The following is a 16,281-nucleotide window of genomic DNA, read 5'->3' as shown; positions in this document are numbered from 1 at the left end:
TTGCTTATTTTTTGTGCAAATCAAGGATTCCTTAATGAATCAAGGGAAATTCACCACGCTCAGAAACTTATCTTCACACTTATCCACAGAAACCGTGGATTTGTTTTCTCTTGATCTGGGGGCCACAAGATTGCAGCCATGGTCAGAGAATCATATCTCAGGCAAATGACAACAGACAGCGACTCGACCCCTGACACTCAATTGACCGGCTATGCCTGCATTTTGCGGTATGTGAAGACGCTGGACAGCTCACCCGGTGTGTATCGGATGTTGGATGCGGACAGCCGGGTGCTGTACGTCGGCAAGGCGCGCAACCTCAAAGCGCGGGTGTCGAACTATGCGCGGCCGGGGCATTCGGGGCGGATTGAGCGGATGATCGCGGCGACAGCCTCGATGATGTTCCTGACCACGCGGACCGAGACCGAGGCGCTGCTGCTTGAGCAGAACCTGATCAAGCAGCTCAAGCCCAAGTACAACGTGCTGCTGCGGGACGATAAAAGTTTTCCCAATATTCTGGTCGCCAAGGACCATGCCTTTCCGCAGATCAAAAAGCACCGTGGCGCGAAGAAAGAGAAGGGGACCTATTTTGGCCCCTTCGCCAGTGCTGGCGCGGTCAATCGAACGTTGAACCAGCTGCAAAAGGCGTTTCTGTTGCGCAATTGCTCGGATTCCATGTTTGACGGCCGCACGCGGCCCTGTCTGCTTTATCAGATCAAGCGATGCTCGGGGCCATGCGTTGGCCTGATCTCGGAAGACGAATACGGCGAAAGCGTCAAAGATGCCGAGCGGTTCCTGTCGGGGCGGTCGACCAAAGTGCAAGAGGAGCTGGCCGAACAGATGATGGCCGCGTCCGAGGCGATGGAGTTCGAGCGTGCAGCCGGACTGCGTGATCGCATTCGCGCGCTGACGCAGGTGCAGACGTCCCAAGGTATCAATCCGCGCGGCGTGGCTGAGGCGGATGTGATCGGCCTCTATATGGACAGTGGGCAAGCTTGTGTTCAGGTATTCTTTATCCGCGCAAATCAGAACTGGGGGAACAAAGATTTCTATCCTCGTGTCGGTGCGGATGTGTCCGCGGCTGAAGTGATGGAGGCCTTCCTTGGCCAGTTCTACGACAACAAGGAACCGCCCCGGCAGCTGATCCTTTCGGATGCGGTTGAAAATGCCGATCTGATGCACGAGGCGCTGAGCGAGAAGGCGGGCCGCAAGGTCGAAATCCTAGTGCCTCAGCGCGGCGAGAAACAAGAACTGGTTGCAGGGGCCTTGCGCAACGCGCGGGAATCCCTGGCCCGTCGGATGTCGGAAAGCGCCACGCAGGCCAAGCTGCTGCGTGGCGTGGCCGAGGCGTTTGATCTGGACAGCCCGCCGAACCGGATTGAGGTTTACGATAACTCTCATATCCAGGGCACCAACGCCGTTGGTGGGATGATCGTGGCAGGCCCAGAAGGGTACATGAAAAATGCCTATCGAAAGTTCAATATTCGCGGCGACGATCTGACCCCTGGTGACGATTTCGGCATGATGAAAGAGGTTCTGACCCGCCGCTTTACTCGCCTGCAAAAAGAGGATCCGGATCGTGACAAGGGGATGTGGCCCGACCTGTTACTGATCGATGGCGGCGCGGGGCAGGTGAGTGCTGTGCGCGAGATCATGGTTGAACATGGGGTCGAAGATATCCCTATGGTCGGTGTTGCAAAGGGCGTTGATCGCGATCACGGCAAGGAAGAGTTCCATCGTACCGGCCAGCGCCCCTTTGCCTTAAAACGCAATGACCCGGTGCTGTATTTTATTCAGCGTCTGCGGGACGAGGCGCACCGGTTTGCAATCGGCACTCACCGTGCCAAACGTGCCAAAGCGGTCGGCGCGACGCCGTTGGACGAAATCCCCGGAGTTGGTGCTGCGCGCAAACGGGCATTGCTGGCGCATTTCGGCAGTGCCAAGGCTGTTAGCCGGGCCAATCTGGCGGATTTGAAAGCGGTCGAGGGGATCTCAGCCGGGTTGGCGCAGAAGGTTTATGATTTCTTCCACGACAAGGGCTAGGCCTTGCGCCCGCGCCACAGGATGTAGAGGCCGGAGGCCACGATCAGACCACTACCGATCCACATTGTCTGGTCCAGATCCTCGCCGAAAAAGATCACGCCCAAGGCAACACCGAACAGCAGGCGGGAATAGCGGAAGGGCGTGACGGCGGACACCTCTCCGGTTCGCATGGCCTTCATCAGGGATGTGTATGCGATTGCGCCCAGGCCCACGGCTCCGGCGATATGCAGGCTTGTGAGCAACGGCACAGGCGCGATGGGGACCTGTTCCCAAAAGCTGTAGGCAAACCCGGCGACAATCACGCTGACAAAGCCGTAGAACCCTAAAACTTCGGTTCCAAGGCTGGCGGGTGCGACTCGGCTGGCTAGATCACGGCCAGCAAACCCCAACATCCCCAGCACGGCCAACAGAGACAAGATGGTGAAACTGTCTCCGGTCGGTTGGATGATGATCACAACGCCGATCAGGCCAACGAGAATGGCGCTCCACCGCCGCCAACCAACGGTCTCTCCGAATAGAAGCGCGGCACAGGCGACGACCACAAGCGGGGTGGCCTGCAGGATAACAGTTGCTGATGACAAGGGCGTCAATGTGATGGCCAGTACGTAGAACAGCCGCCCAAGAATTTCGAACACCGCGCGGATCTTCATTGCAGGCGACAGCACATCCGGTTGCAGCAGCTGCGTGCCACGTGCCATTGCGACACAGGCAAAGATGAGCGCGCCACCCAATCCGAACAGGACAAGTATTTGCCAGACGGGCAAGGCAACCGCCGCCGCTTTCAGCAGCGCGTCTTCCAGTGCGAAACATGCCATCGCGCCGATCATCCATGCGCTACCGATCAGGTTCGCGCGCGCGTCGGTCTCAATATTAGGGGTCATCGGGTCGTCTTTGCCATTGGGCTTGGTCGGCTGCACTCTGACGACAATCCGACCCGGGGCCAAGGCCAATAACCGGTGCCGCGCCGGACTGCGGCGCTTTGACCAAGCCTCTGTGATCGGTACAGTTTTTTTCCGCCCCGTCTTTCCTGTCCCCGGCCAGCGATGTAGGGTCTGCTTCATGAAGTGGAACCTGCCGAATATCCTGACCGTCCTGCGCCTGCTGGCCGCGCCTGGTCTGGCCGTAATGTTTTTGTATTTCACCAGACCCTACGCGGATTGGTTTGCGCTGATCCTATTTCTGACGGCAGCCATTACCGACTGGTTTGACGGATATCTGGCGCGGGCATGGAAACAGGAAACCAAGATCGGCGCCATGCTGGACCCGATTGCGGACAAGGCGATGGTGGTGATCGCGCTGATGATCCTTGTGGGTTACTCCGCTGAGCACTGGACGCCCTGGTTGGTGCTGCCAGCGACGGTCATCCTGTTCCGCGAGGTGTTTGTCTCGGGCCTGCGTGAATATCTCGGCGATACAGCCGGAACGCTGAAAGTCACGAAGCTGGCGAAATGGAAAACGACTGCTCAGATGGTGGCGATCGCGGTTCTGTTTTCGCAGGGGATTTTCGAGCACTATTTTGTGATGGCTACATTCGGCATGGATGCCGCAACGATGGATCAGGTTCTAACGGGTCAATTGGAAGACCTGAATCATATGCGCTGGCACCTTGAGGCGATGTTCTGGTCCGGTCGCATTGGGCTGTGGCTGTTGTGGATCGCGGCAGCGCTGACATTGATCACCGGCTATGACTACCTACGTAAAGCCATGCCCCATCTGAAGGAGAGCTAAGGGATGGACGTGCTGTATTTTGCATGGGTACGCGAACGGATCGGCCTGCCGAAAGAGCGGATCGAAACCGAGGCCGCAACCGTATCCGATCTGGTCGCCGAGCTGAGCGCGCGTGAAGACCGCTATGCTGCCGCATTTGCGGACCTGTCCGCATTGCGCGTGGCACTGGATCAGGAACTGTCCGATTTTGACGCATCGCTTTCTGGCGTGCGCGAAGTGGCTTTTTTCCCGCCGATGACCGGCGGCTAAATCCATGCGCATCGCGGTTCAGGAAGAAGAATTTGATCTTGGGGCCGAAGCCAATACCTTCGCCGCCGGAGACGATGCCAACGGCGCCATTGTGACCTTTACCGGCGTGGTGCGCGATCTGGCATCCGGCGATCTGGATGTGATGGAGATCGAGCATTACCCCGATATGACCGAACGGGCGCTAACCAAAATCGCCGAAGAGGCACAGCAGCGCTGGTCGTTGGGCGATGTGCTGGTGATCCACCGCCACGGGCGCCTTGCCCCGGGGGATCGGATCATGATGGTGGCCACTGCCGCGCGGCACCGCAAGGATGCGTTTGAGGCGGCAGAATACCTGATGGATTACCTGAAATCCCGCGCTCCCTTTTGGAAAAAGGAAATCACCACATCCGGCGCGGAATGGGTCGCAGCCAAGGATGAGGATGAAGATGCGCTGACGCGGTGGTAGGTTCTGTGCCCGGCACCGGATTATCTGGTGCCGGGTCTATCATAGCGAGTTAGGTGCTTTGTTCGGTGTTACACTGCCGTGCCGCTTCGATGGCTTTTTTAGTACCATCCAGACTAACGGTGAATGCGAACTCTTTCTTCGGAAACACGGTCATTTCGTATTTGTTCATGACGTCATCCACAAACTGGGCGTTGTTCGCAAGGATGTATCCGCCTGTATATCCGTCGGCGAGATGCTTAGTCTTCTTGTGCGCCTCAGCTTCGTAGACGTTGCCGTCGAGTGACAGGAAGATCTTTTCCTTCTTACCCTTCAGGCCAATGTCGTTCTTCGTGAACACACCAAGATAGCCCATCTCGTGGTCCTTGGTCAGACCCATCTGAACGACGTTCTGGTTTTCGTCCATACGCTCGATCAGGCAGGACCCGCGGGAGTCATCCACAAAGATAGTCCAACCGGATTCTTCGCCCCAGTTGGTGAAGGTATCGTTCTCTGACGGTATGACGTCACTTGAAGCCCAAGCGGCTACAGCAGAGAAGATGCTTAGAGTCGCAGCGGTTGTTAATGATGACTTGAAATTCATAGTACACTCCAATTTTCTGGATAGTGAACAGTGATGTGCATGTGTAAAAAATGCACCAATTCCTAATATTGAATTTGTTGTAAAAATTGAAGGAGATTGCCTCCGATCGGCTGATTTGTGCCGAAGGTGCAGTCTGCCCCAACCGGGTTTAGCTGTTAAATCCGGGACTGGTATCAATCCGCGTTGTTGATACGCCCGCGTAGTTCTTCGGCCTCTTGTCGGGCGGCGCGCAGGCCGTCCATGGCGGCGGCCAGTTCGGCCTCGGTCTGGGTCAGCTGGTTGGTCAGTTCGGCCTCGCGCTGCTGCAGGTATGTGATTGCCTGATCGCGGGTTTCTTCTGCCTCGTGCAGCTCCTGGCTCATGCGGTCCAGATCAGCGACGTCGCTTTGGCGGACGCGCGACAGGCGATGGGCCAGCCAGTTGGCGAACCATCCCATGCTAAAGGCGGCAAACAATATGACGGCGGTCGCGATAATGAATTCGATTCTGTTCAATTTACTGGTCCCCTGCGCCCGAGTCGGTTTCCGCATCCGTTTCCGCGGCTTCGGCCTCTGGCTCTGCGTCTTGTGACGTCTCTGTTTCGTCTTCCATCGCTTCCAGCGCGGTTTGAGATTCGGTGGTGGATTCGGGCCGGATCAGGCGGAATTCGATGCGTCTGTTTTCTTCCCGCCCGATTTCGGTGTCATTGTCGGCGATTGGCTGGGTTTCACCATAGCCCATGGCGGTAAAGCTGGCTGTGGGCACGCGCCGCGCGCGCAGCTCATTTAAGATGGATTGTGCCCGTGATTGGCTGAGCTGCTGGTTCATCTCTTCGCGGCCCTGGCTGTCGGTGTGGCCCTGAATCTCTAGTCGGATAGGTCCGCATTCCCGCAGGATGTCGGCGATCTGATTGACCGTATCGCGCGACTCGGCGGCGACCGTGGCAGAACCTGGTTCAAAGGCGATTTTGGAACCCGCCTGAACATCGGCAATGCGCTCTTCGCAAACATCCGGGTCGGGCAGCTTGTCTGCGGGCTCGGGAGGCTTTTGATAGGTGATCGACAGGCTGAAATCTTGTGCCTCGCCCAGTTTTTCCGACAAGAGCCCCGAAATATAGGCCCGGGTTTTGGGGTCGTGACTGATGCCGTTCAGAACCACTTCGTCCGGCGTCACGGTCAGTGCACCATTGTGCAGTTGCGACAACGCCTCAAGCCCGCTGAGGACGCGAATGGGCCAATCAGCGGGAAGGTCAGGGGCCACGCGGGTTGCGGTATGAACGTGTTCGTAACCAAAGGCTGCACGGGCATAGCTGTCGATCATGTCGCGCAGGGTTTCATCCCCCAGCCGGCCGCGCATTTGTACCAGACCCTCGGGGCTTCGTGTTGCTGAGAATTCGGGCGGGCCGGATTGGTCTTCCGTTTCGGGTTCCGGCAGAACCGCATGCAGGGCAAAGACCTCGGGCAGCGCGTTTTCCAGTTCGCCGATCACCTGGTCAAACAGCGCGGCACCAGTGCCTTCAGCCGCGACCAGAGTGATATCCGCATCTGACAAAGTCACCGTACCCTGGCCGATTTCCGCCAGGGCCCGAATGCTTAACACGGCGGCGTCGGGCCAGCGAGGTGAGGGTTCACCCAGACCGATGGTGCAGGAATAAGGCCCGGTCAGACCAGCATCCTGTGCGGCTGCGACGATCCGGTCCCGCGCCTTTTCATCCTGGGCTGAACATGCGTCGAATTGCCCGCCATTTTCGTCGATCAGATAGCGCAGAGTGAAGGGTGTAATGACCGGGCGCGGTGCGGAAATGGACAGGCCAATTCGCAGGCTGGGCGGCGCTGCGCGCGTCAGCTCTTGCTCAAGCCGCTCTTTTTCCTGCTGGCTGTCGGCAATTGCCGTCACCTTTACGAGCCCGGGGCTGGCCGAGATTTTGGCTCGCGGCAGTCGGGTCAGCGCCTCAACAGCAAAAGCGATCGCATCGTCCCAGCCTTTGGGTTTTGGATAGTCGGCGGTTTCCAGCAAATCTGATACCGGCCCGTCATTCAGCGTGCTCAATCTTTTCGTCAGCGCATCGCGGTCTTCGCTGGCCGGGATCAGACCAATAACCGAGATACCGCTGTCATTGCGCAGAATTTCGGCTGAAAAGCGCGGAGAGGCCAGCTGCGTCGAGGGCGCGACCTCCATGTCATCAATCACGCGCGAGGTGTCGACCTCGGTCCCCGCTGCCGTCAAAGCGTTAAATCGTGTGGCCTCATCCGTGGCGGTGCCGGTCAGAACCACCCGCAGCCCGTCTGACTGGACCTCGGCCCAGTTATGGCCTTTTAGGTCCAGCGCACGCCGAACGGCGAATTCCGAGGCTTCTTCGACCTTTGTTACGGCAAAGCTTGCCGCCAGCAGAGACAGCCCAGCGGACGCAAGGAAGACAAAGGCAACGACGAAGATATAAGGCAGACGCATGTGCGAACTATCGACTCCTCGGGTGAGTGTTCAGAACTCTTACAGAGGCAAATGGCCGTGTGCAATCAGAGCAACAAGGCGACGCAAAGGAAGATCAGCGGAATAAGGCCGGTGTCACGGTTGGCGCGGAACAATTGCAGCAGTTTGGCGTTGTCCTCGATATCAAGTCCACGCAGTTGCCATGCCATGTGCCACCCCATCGCCCAAGGCCCGCCAAGGGCCACCACCAGAGCAATGATTGACGCCTGGGTCGTCGCGGCGTCAATGATTGCCAGCCCCATCAGGGCCACTGTGGCCATCAGGAAATACTTCAACCATCGCGCAGTGTCGGCGCCAAACAGCCGGGCGGTGGACTTGATCCCGATCAGCTCGTCATCTTCGGCGTCCTGATGGGCATAGATCGTGTCGTAAAACAGCGTCCACGCGATCCCGGCCAGATATAGCGTGATTGCGGGTATGTTTACGGTTCCCGTGTGCGCGGCCCAGGTCAGCAGGATACCCCAGTTGAAGGCCAGCCCCAGAAACACCTGCGGCCACCACGTGAATCGCTTGGCAAACGGGTATATCGTTACTGGCAAAAGCGATAGCACACCCATCGCAATTGCGGCTTGGTTGAATGTCAGCAGAATCATCAGCGCCAGCAGGCATTGCAGTCCCATCCAGATCGCGGCTTGGCGCACGCTGACCTGACCGGATGGGATTGGGCGGGACCGTGTGCGTTCGACCTGACCATCGAATTCGCGGTCGGTGATGTCGTTCCACGTACAGCCAGCACCGCGCATCAGAAATGCGCCAAAGGCGCAGCCAATGGCGATCCACAGATCCTCCCACCGCGGGGTGCCGTCGCTGAGGATGGCCAGCGCCAATCCCCACCAGCAGGGAATCAACAGCAACCACGTGCCGATGGGCCTGTCTGCCCGGCTGAGGCGCAGGTAGGGGCGGGTGAACGCGGGCGCATATGAATCGACCCAGTTGCCGCTGACAGCGTCGGCAACCTGACCGTCTGGTGTTGGGGCATTGCCTTGCATATGTAAGGTCTCATGAGTGCAAAGATCAGACTGTATGTAGAGCACCCTCTGGGTCAGGGGCAATCGGTTCCTTTGACGCGCGAGCAGGCCCATTACCTGTTTGGCGTCATGCGCCTGTCCGTTGGTGGACAGGTCGCGCTGTTCAACGGACAGGAAGGAGAGTGGCTGGCCGAAGTGGCCGAGGCGGGCAAGCGGGGCGGCGTCTTGTCCTGCGTTGAGCAATCCAAACCGCTGCAATTACCCCCAGATCTGTGGTTCCTGTTCGCGCCAATCAAAAAGGCGCGCACTGACTTTATCGTTGAAAAGGCAGCGGAAATGGGCGCGGCGCGGATCATGCCGGTGCAGACGGAATTCACTAATGCGGAACGCATTCGTCAGGACCGATTGCAGGCGCACGCTGTTGAGGCGACCGAGCAATGCGGTGGAACATTTGTGCCCGAGGTGGCTGATCTGCAGCGATTGGATCGCGTATTGGAAAGCTGGCCCGAGGGGCGGCAACTGATGTTCTGCGACGAGGCCGAGGTAGGCTCGGCCCTGCGGTTGGCTGGCAATGAAACGGACCAACCCTGGGCTATTCTCATCGGCCCCGAAGGTGGCTTTTCCGAGCGTGAACGCGCGAGGTTGGCCGCGTTGCCTTATTCACATGTGGTCAGCCTTGGCCCGCGCATCTTGCGCGCGGATACGGCTGCCGTTGCGGCGCTGACCATGTGGCAGCAGGCGCTGGGAGATTGGGCGTGAACTGGCAAGAAGCGCAAGGCGCAGACGTTCCAAAGATCGACAGGTTCCTGTTCGAACACATCCAGACGTCCATGTTCCCTCTGGCGAACCTGCGGGACTTCGGCTTGCGCGGCTCAGACCCGCGCGCCGTGAACTTGTGGACATTGGGTGAAGGTCCGCGGGCGGTTTTTGGAATCACAAATGAAGGTATGGTTCTGCCGCAATGCCCAGAATGCTCGGACGAAGACCTGAGCCATGCGATTCGCCTGATCCGGGGGCGCAGGTTGTTCGGCCTGGCGGCTGACGCCACTCAAGCCGGTCGGATCATGCAGCTTGCGGGATGGGAAGGTCGGCCTGCAACCCTAAACAGTGACGAGCCGGGATTCTCGCTGGATCTGAGTCGACTTGTCATGCCGGACGCCACCGGCGCGGAACTGGTGCCGCTGGATGAACTGCGCCGATCTACAACAGTGGGATGGCGGCAAGACTATCTGATCGAAGCAATGGGCTTTGACCCCGAACGCGCGCAACCTCAGGCACAAAAAGATATCGCTACCTATATCGAACGCGATTCTCATCGGGCCTTGTTGATGGATAACCAGCCGGTAGGAATGACCGGATTCAACTCGCGTTTGCCAGAGGTTGTCCAGATTGGGGGCGTGTACACGCCGCCCGATCTTCGGGGGCATGGATACGCGCGACTGGCAGTGGCGCTGCATCTACGCGAGGCGCACAGCAACGGCGCAACCCGCGCTGTTCTGTTTGCCGCTAGCGATGCCGCCGCGCGTGCCTATATAGCAATTGGGTTCCGGCCAGCAGGCCACTATTCCCTGATTCTGTTCAAAAACCCCGAGGACACGGCATGAGTTTCATCCGACCCGAAGCCAAACTGGCCCTGTGGCGCTGGCGCGAAGTGCTGGTGGCAGGGGTCGTCTTGTTGGTCGGCCTCAGCTGGATCGGCGGACCCGGTGGATTGCTGGGTTGGCTGGGCTGGGTTCTGATCGCAGTCTCGGTGGCGCTGGTCGTTATTGGCATTCAACGTGCCCGGTTCCGAACCGGTGCAGGTGGCCCTGGTCTGGTGACCATCGATGAAGGTCAGATCACTTATCTAGGACCGCTGACAGGCGGCATCGTTGCGACACGTGAAATCGAGCGCCTTGCGCTGGACCCGACATCGTCCCCGGCGCATTGGATTTTGGATCAACAGGGGCAGCCGACGCTTCACATTCCTGTGAATGCGGAAGGTGCCGAAGCGCTGTTCGATGTGTTCTCGGCCCTTCCGGGTTTGAAAACTGAACAAATGCTGTCGGAACTGAACGGTGGCGCGACGCATCCTGTGGTTATTTGGGAACGTACCCCTCTGCGTCCGGCCCATTTGAGGCTGCATTGACACTGGCGCGGTTTAAGACCACGACTGACCAAACGACAGACACATCAGGATCGGAGCACGGTTCATGTCCATTCCCCAGTCCGGCGGCGGACCGATCGAACGCCATGAGCAACTGGCCGAATATCTGGAATCGGGCTGCAAGCCCAAACAGGATTGGCGCATCGGAACCGAACATGAGAAGTTCGGCTATTGCAAAGACACGCTGAAACCGCTGCCCTTTGAGGGTGAGCGTTCCATTCTTGCGGTGCTGCAGGGGCTGCGCGATCTGCACGGCTGGGCTCCGGTGGAAGAGGCTGGCAAGCTGATCGGGTTGGAAAAGGACGGCGCCAATGTCTCGCTGGAACCCGGTGGGCAGTTGGAATTGTCAGGTGCGCCGCTTGAGACCATTCATGAAACCTGTGACGAGGTGAACGCGCATCTGCGCGATGTGAAGGATATCGCGGACAAGATCGGTGTCGGCTTCATCGGCCTTGGGGCCGCCCCGATCTGGACCCACGAGGAAATGCCGCTGATGCCCAAGGGGCGTTACCGGCTGATGAATGACTACATGGAAAAGGTCGGCACCATGGGCCGGTCGATGATGCGCCGGACGTGTACGGTTCAGGTCAATATCGACTTTGGATCCGAGGCTGACATGGTGCAAAAGCTGCGCGTCGCGCTGGCGTTGCAGCCTGTGGCAACCGCACTGTTTGCCAATTCCCCGTTCTTTGAGGGTAAGCCAAACGGTCAGAAAAGCTGGCGCAGCTATATCTGGCGGCATCTGGATGATGCGCGCACCGGTATGCTGCCCTTTGTGTTCGAAGACGGGTTCGGGTTCGAAGCCTGGGTCGAGTACGCCTTGGATGTGCCGATGTATTTCGTCTATCGCGACGGCAAGTATATCGACGCGCTGGGCCAGTCCTTCCGTGATTTTCTGGAAGGCAAACTTCCTGCATTGCCGGGCGAAACGCCGACGTTGTCTGACTGGGCGGATCACCTGACCACAGCCTTCCCCGAGGCGCGGATCAAGAAGTTCATGGAGATGCGCGGGGCCGATGGTGGCCCATGGCGGCGCCTGTGTGCCTTGCCCGCATTCTGGGTGGGTCTGACCTATGATCAGGGTGCGTTGGATGCGGCCTGGGATCTGGTTAAAGGCTGGGACGCCGAAACGCGCGAAGAGCTGCGGGTTGCCGCGGCCCGGGACGGTTTGCAGGCGCAGGTCGGCGATATCAACATGCACGATCTGGCTGGTGAGGTGGTTTCGATTGCCCAAGCTGGCCTGAAATCCCGCGCCTTTCCCGGTGCAGGTGGGTTGGTACCGGATGAGACGCATTTCCTGAATGCGCTCAAGGACAGTATCGAAACAGGCAAGGTTCCGGCGGATGAATTGCTGGATCACTATAACGGCGACTGGAACGGCGATCTGACCCGGATTTATCCCGATTTCAGTTACTGACCGTCTTTTAGGTCTGTTGCCTTTAGGAGAGTATTTGCCAATTAACGCGATGTGACCTTGCCATGTGGCAGGGTCCTTCGAGTATGATTGGCGGGATATTCCCGAGCGTGATGGCGTCATGGCCCGTATCAGCGAACTGCATTATTCCAATGCCTACGCCGCCCAAAGCGGTGTGTCCGAGTTCCTAGAGGTTGCGCTGAGATCCGATGAGGATCCGGCCAATTTCACTGTGTCCTTCTATCAGGCGAATGGTCAGGTCGGGATCGAAATTCCGCTGGATCACCCGTCGGTTCAGGTCTCGATAGACCCCGACAATAACGAACAGGTCTCTGTGATTTCAGCGGATTTCTTTCCGATCCTGCTGACCGATCCCAATGGCGGTGGATCTACCAACTATGAAGCCTATGCGCTGACCAATACGTCGACGGATGAGGTCATCGATTTCTACGATATCGGTGGCGGAACCACCGATATCGTCGCCCAAAACGGGTTGGCTGCCGGGGAAACTTCGGAAAATCTGCCGGTTCTTGTTGGGCCGAACCAAACCACGACAACCCTGCAATTCAATCAGCCCAATCCGGACACACTGGTACATGCGCCGCTCTCGCCCGGCGATTCAGGCGCGCCGTGTTTCGCGGCTGGCACGTTGGTCGACACGCCGGATGGTCCGCGCAGGGTTGAATCTCTGGGGCCGGGTGACCTGGTGCTGACGCAGGACGATGGCGCTTGCATCATTCGCTGGGCCGGTGGCCGCACTGTTTCAGGACGGGGTCGGTTTGCACCCGTTCGCATCCGTTCCGGTGCGTTGGGGGCAGAAAGGGACATTTACGTCTCGCCGCAACACCGTCTGCTGGTCGCAGGTTGGCAGGCGCAGCTGTTGTTCGGAGAAGATGAGGTCCTTGTCGCGGCCAAATCAATGGTCAATGACACGACCATCACATCCGCGCCTTGTGACCTTGTCCACTATGTCCACCTGTTCTTTGACCGGCATCAACTGGTGTCGACCTCTGGCCTGATCTCGGAAAGCTTCTTTCCCGGGGCGCAGGGCCTGTCGAGTCTTGACCGCGAAGCCGCAGACGAGCTGTTCGCCCTGTTCCCCGAGCTTTTGGATCAGCCGCAAAGCTATGGCCCGACCGTTCGCCCGGTCCGGTGCGGCCCACAAGTGGCAATGCTGCGGGCGATCTGATCCGCCCCTCTTGCTTTCGCAGACTGCTGTGATAGCAGGGCTTCAACAGCATTCAGGGAACCGTCATGGACGATCTTAAGGGAAAATATCTGGGTCAGATCGCCGATGCAGGCGACGAAAACGCGCTCGAAGCGATCCGTGTCGCGGCTGTCGGCAAAAAGGGCGAGGTTGCGCTGAAGATGCGCGAGTTGGGCAAGATGACGCCCGAGGAACGCCAGGTTGCAGGCCCCGCGCTGAATGCCCTGAAGGATGAGATCAACTCGGCCCTGTCCGCCAAGAAAGCCGCTTTGGCCAATGCCGCGCTGGATGAACGTCTGCGCACCGAATGGCTGGATGTTACCTTGCCGACCCGCGCGCGCCGTCAGGGCTCGATCCACCCGGTTAGCCAGGCGACCGAGGAGCTGACCGCGATCTTTGCCGAACTGGGTTTCTCGGTGGCCGAAGGGCCGCGGATTGAAACAGACTGGCATAATTTTGACGCGCTGAACATCCCCGGCCACCACCCCGCGCGGGCCGAGATGGACACGTTCTACATGCACCGCGCCGAGGGCGACAATCGCCCGCCGCACGTGCTGCGCACCCATACGTCGCCGGTGCAGATCCGCTCGATGGAGAAACAGGGCGCGCCGATCCGCATCATTTGTCCGGGCGGCGTGTACCGTGCAGACTATGACCAGACCCACACCCCGATGTTCCATCAGGTCGAAGGTCTGGCCATCGACAAGGACATCTCGATGGCGAACCTGAAATGGGTTCTAGAAGAGTTCGTGAAGGCGTTCTTCGAGGTCGACGACGTCGAACTGCGCTTCCGCGCCTCGCACTTCCCCTTCACCGAACCGTCGGCCGAGGTCGATATCCGCTGTTCCTGGGATAACGGCCAGCTGAAGATCGGCGAGGGCGACGACTGGATGGAGATTCTGGGTTCGGGCATGGTCCACCCCAAGGTGATCGCTGCCGGTGGGATTGATCCGGAGGTCTATCAGGGCTTTGCCTTTGGCATCGGCATCGACCGTCTGGCTATGCTGAAATACGGCATTCCGGATTTGCGGGCGTTCTTTGATAGCGACCTGCGCTGGCTGCGCCACTATGGGTTCGCCGCGCTGGATATGCCGAACCTGCATGGTGGCTTGTCGCGGTGAGCGATAAGGAATGGACTTATACCGAAGTTAGTAGCGGTCGATATCTGTGCTCGGAACATGGAGCATTTTGCGATGCCAGTGACAACTATTTGAAATGTTGCCCAATTTGTGATCCGAAGAAACCAGAGGAAATCTTCCCTAACCCGGTTCAGCGTACGATAAGAATTGTAAATGGACTGCAAGATCGCTCAAAGAGAAACCTTGCACTGTCTTCAAGTGTGTTTGGAGGCCTCAGCGTCCTTAAGCTTGTTCAAACGGCGGTAAGTAAGGAAGAGGCAGGCCCACCAAGTATATTTTTTTTTGACAATTCGCCTTCGGCCATTCTCGTTACCTTCACCGCGATTTTTCTACTAGCTGCGATAGCTTTGTTTGCCGCGTCTATGAGCCAGATACCGGTTGTAGAAAAAGATGTCTTTCCTTCACGCACATTAAATGGTTGGACAAATTTCTTTTCAAAAAGATTGGGTCAAATGGAGTGGCGGCACAAGTGGGCGGGGCGGTTCTTTGTGCTTAGCGTGATTTGCTTTGGAACACTGGTTTTTTCCCAATCAGCAGGACCGACTTTGTTGAGCTACGTATGTGCCTTGACGCACTTTTGAAGTGACGCGGAGAATTGAGGTTGTAAGTTCCCGCGCATGATATATCGACTGCTCTGCCTCCTCCTACTGACTGCCTCTCAAGCTGCCGCCGTGGATACCTGCCACGGCGACACCGCCTGTCAGGTCGGTGACCGCTCGTATCATGTGCTGGAACCGGACGGGTGGGATGGCGAGACACCTCTGCCGGTGCTACTGCATTTCCACGGATGGGCGCGGCAGGGGACCGTGGTGGTGAACCATGAGCGTATTGCCGGAGCCACGAAGCTGCGCGGCGTGTTGTTGGTGGCCCCGAACGGGTTGGGCAAAAGCTGGGATTTCTGGACCTCGGACACGCGCGATGTCCCCTTTGCCGACCGGGTGCTTGAGGACGTCGCCAAACGCTATCCGATTGATCCGGAACGCATCTATGTATCGGGCTATTCCTTTGGTGGTGCGATGGCGTGGCGCTATGTCTGCCAGTCGGGCAATGACACGGCTGCCTTGCTGGCGGTCGCGGGGTCGATCCGTCAGACCGAGCACTGCCCGCAAGCCCCGGCCGAGGTGCGCCATGTGCACGGGACCAGCGACACCGTAATGGATTTCCCCTTTGGGCCGGGCGGGGACACGACTTATCCAGTGGCGCTGTGGCGGCAGAAATTCGGGTGTGAAACCGCGACGCCGCGCGGGGATTGGAGTGTTGTGCCGATCCTGACACTCAGCCGGGTGGAATGGACCGATTGTGCGCAGGGGCAGGTATCACTGGATACGCATCCCGGCGGGCATTTCATCCCGCATGGCTGGCTTGGGCGGCAGTTGGATGAACTGTTGGGGCGTGAACCGACATACCCCTGATCATTTGACTTGGACGGGTATTTCCAGCCTGGTTGCCCGGAATGATCCGAAAATGGAACTGCCCGATGCGAACCTTGCTGCTAAGCGCCCTGATCCTTGCAACCACACCTGTTCTGGCGCGCGATACGTATCCGCCGGTTGAAGTTCTGTTGCAGACCGGTAAGTCCGTGATTGGTGAACCGCTGGAATACCCCGAAGGCAAGGCGCAGATAACCATGGCCATCGTGACCATGCAGCCCGGCCAAAAAACCGGCTGGCACCGGCATGAGGCCCCATTGGCGGCTTACATGCTAGAGGGTGAAATCACCGTGGATTACGGGGATGCCGGGACCAAAACCTACAAAACCGGTGATGCGCTGGTTGAGGCATTCCGCTCCCCTCATGCAGGGGTGAATTCAGGTGAAGATATCGCACGGATCCTAGCCGTGTTTGCCGGTGCAGAGGGCGTTTCCAACACGGTCGCGGAAGAGTAGGCGCCCAA

Annotated in this window: 18 protein-coding genes; 13 read left to right on the top strand and 5 right to left on the bottom strand. The window is 58.5% G+C overall.

From position 1 onward, the window contains the following. Positions 1 to 165 precede the first annotated feature (165 nt). Entirely contained in the window at positions 166 to 2,040 is a 1,875-nt protein-coding gene (gene uvrC / locus QMP16_RS11920) for an excinuclease ABC subunit UvrC (RefSeq protein ID WP_282152549.1), read from the top strand. Here uvrC and QMP16_RS11915 read toward each other — a convergent pair. Continuing rightward, positions 2,037 to 2,921 carry a DMT family transporter gene (locus tag QMP16_RS11915; protein WP_282152573.1) on the bottom strand — a complete coding sequence of 295 codons (885 nt, stop codon included), beginning with the start codon at positions 2,919 to 2,921 and terminating at the stop codon, positions 2,037 to 2,039. The two genes, uvrC and QMP16_RS11915, sit on opposite strands and share 4 nt — an antisense overlap. 178 nt (positions 2,922 to 3,099) lie before the next feature. Here QMP16_RS11915 and pgsA point away from each other — a divergent pair, with 178 nt between their 5' ends. From pgsA to QMP16_RS11900, 3 genes are read left to right on the top strand one after another with little or no spacing between them, the layout of a single operon-like run. After that, the gene (pgsA, locus tag QMP16_RS11910; protein WP_282152548.1) at positions 3,100 to 3,768 is read left to right on the top strand and encodes a CDP-diacylglycerol--glycerol-3-phosphate 3-phosphatidyltransferase; all 669 of its coding nucleotides are present in this window, start codon (positions 3,100 to 3,102) and stop codon (positions 3,766 to 3,768) included. A gap of 3 nt (positions 3,769 to 3,771) precedes the next feature. Beyond that, positions 3,772 to 4,017, top strand: coding sequence for a molybdopterin converting factor subunit 1 (moaD, locus tag QMP16_RS11905; protein ID WP_058278869.1), 246 nt, complete (start codon positions 3,772 to 3,774; stop codon positions 4,015 to 4,017). Positions 4,018 to 4,021: 4 nt separating this feature from the next. Next, a complete protein-coding gene (locus QMP16_RS11900; protein ID WP_282152547.1) occupies positions 4,022 to 4,465 on the top strand; it encodes a molybdenum cofactor biosynthesis protein MoaE in 444 nt (147 codons plus the stop codon). Between the two features lie 49 nt (positions 4,466 to 4,514). Here QMP16_RS11900 and QMP16_RS11895 read toward each other — a convergent pair whose 3' ends face one another. The 4 genes from QMP16_RS11895 to ubiA form a co-directional block, all read right to left on the bottom strand. Next, positions 4,515 to 5,045, bottom strand: coding sequence for a hypothetical protein (locus tag QMP16_RS11895; protein ID WP_058278867.1), 531 nt, complete (start codon positions 5,043 to 5,045; stop codon positions 4,515 to 4,517). Between the two features lie 173 nt (positions 5,046 to 5,218). Further along, positions 5,219 to 5,539 carry a hypothetical protein gene (locus QMP16_RS11890; protein WP_058278866.1) on the bottom strand — a complete coding sequence of 107 codons (321 nt, stop codon included), beginning with the start codon at positions 5,537 to 5,539 and terminating at the stop codon, positions 5,219 to 5,221. A 1-nt stretch (position 5,540) separates the two neighbouring features. After that, positions 5,541 to 7,475, bottom strand: a complete 1,935-nt coding sequence (locus QMP16_RS11885) for an OmpA family protein (protein ID WP_282152546.1) — start codon at positions 7,473 to 7,475, stop codon at positions 5,541 to 5,543. A 65-nt stretch (positions 7,476 to 7,540) separates the two neighbouring features. Next, positions 7,541 to 8,503 (bottom strand): 4-hydroxybenzoate octaprenyltransferase, encoded by a 963-nt coding sequence (gene ubiA, locus QMP16_RS11880; RefSeq protein ID WP_282152545.1) that lies wholly within the window; start codon positions 8,501 to 8,503, stop codon positions 7,541 to 7,543. Between the two features lie 12 nt (positions 8,504 to 8,515). On the opposite strand from ubiA, the gene QMP16_RS11875 reads away from it, so the two are divergent. The 9 genes from QMP16_RS11875 (at position 8,516) to QMP16_RS11835 (ending at position 16,273) form a co-directional block, all read left to right on the top strand. Then, positions 8,516 to 9,241, top strand: coding sequence for a 16S rRNA (uracil(1498)-N(3))-methyltransferase (locus tag QMP16_RS11875; protein WP_282152544.1), 726 nt, complete (start codon positions 8,516 to 8,518; stop codon positions 9,239 to 9,241). Beyond that, entirely contained in the window at positions 9,238 to 10,086 is an 849-nt protein-coding gene (locus QMP16_RS11870) for a GNAT family N-acetyltransferase (protein WP_282152543.1), read from the top strand. Before QMP16_RS11875 ends, QMP16_RS11870 begins: the two co-directional genes overlap by 4 nt. Continuing rightward, positions 10,083 to 10,610 carry a hypothetical protein gene (locus tag QMP16_RS11865; RefSeq protein WP_282152542.1) on the top strand — a complete coding sequence of 176 codons (528 nt, stop codon included), beginning with the start codon at positions 10,083 to 10,085 and terminating at the stop codon, positions 10,608 to 10,610. The genes QMP16_RS11870 and QMP16_RS11865 overlap by 4 nt, the downstream gene beginning before the upstream one ends. 64 nt (positions 10,611 to 10,674) lie before the next feature. Next, positions 10,675 to 12,045 carry a glutamate--cysteine ligase gene (locus QMP16_RS11860; protein WP_113789369.1) on the top strand — a complete coding sequence of 457 codons (1,371 nt, stop codon included), beginning with the start codon at positions 10,675 to 10,677 and terminating at the stop codon, positions 12,043 to 12,045. Positions 12,046 to 12,109: 64 nt separating this feature from the next. Beyond that, positions 12,110 to 13,231 carry a Hint domain-containing protein gene (locus QMP16_RS11855; RefSeq protein ID WP_282152541.1) on the top strand — a complete coding sequence of 374 codons (1,122 nt, stop codon included), beginning with the start codon at positions 12,110 to 12,112 and terminating at the stop codon, positions 13,229 to 13,231. A gap of 65 nt (positions 13,232 to 13,296) precedes the next feature. Then, positions 13,297 to 14,370 carry a phenylalanine--tRNA ligase subunit alpha gene (gene pheS, locus QMP16_RS11850; RefSeq protein ID WP_282152540.1) on the top strand — a complete coding sequence of 358 codons (1,074 nt, stop codon included), beginning with the start codon at positions 13,297 to 13,299 and terminating at the stop codon, positions 14,368 to 14,370. Next, positions 14,367 to 14,969 carry a hypothetical protein gene (locus QMP16_RS11845; RefSeq protein ID WP_282152539.1) on the top strand — a complete coding sequence of 201 codons (603 nt, stop codon included), beginning with the start codon at positions 14,367 to 14,369 and terminating at the stop codon, positions 14,967 to 14,969. The genes pheS and QMP16_RS11845 overlap by 4 nt, the downstream gene beginning before the upstream one ends. A gap of 36 nt (positions 14,970 to 15,005) precedes the next feature. Then, positions 15,006 to 15,800 carry an alpha/beta hydrolase family esterase gene (locus QMP16_RS11840; protein WP_282152538.1) on the top strand — a complete coding sequence of 265 codons (795 nt, stop codon included), beginning with the start codon at positions 15,006 to 15,008 and terminating at the stop codon, positions 15,798 to 15,800. 65 nt (positions 15,801 to 15,865) lie between these two features. Continuing rightward, entirely contained in the window at positions 15,866 to 16,273 is a 408-nt protein-coding gene (locus QMP16_RS11835) for a cupin domain-containing protein (RefSeq protein ID WP_158541290.1), read from the top strand. Positions 16,274 to 16,281: the final 8 nt, after the last annotated feature.

The organism is Ruegeria atlantica, from assembly GCF_947495585.1.
Lineage (GTDB): Bacteria > Pseudomonadota > Alphaproteobacteria > Rhodobacterales > Rhodobacteraceae > Ruegeria > Ruegeria atlantica_G.
The sequence above is the reverse complement of the archived record's forward strand: the minus strand, read 5'-3'. Positions and strand labels throughout refer to the sequence as shown.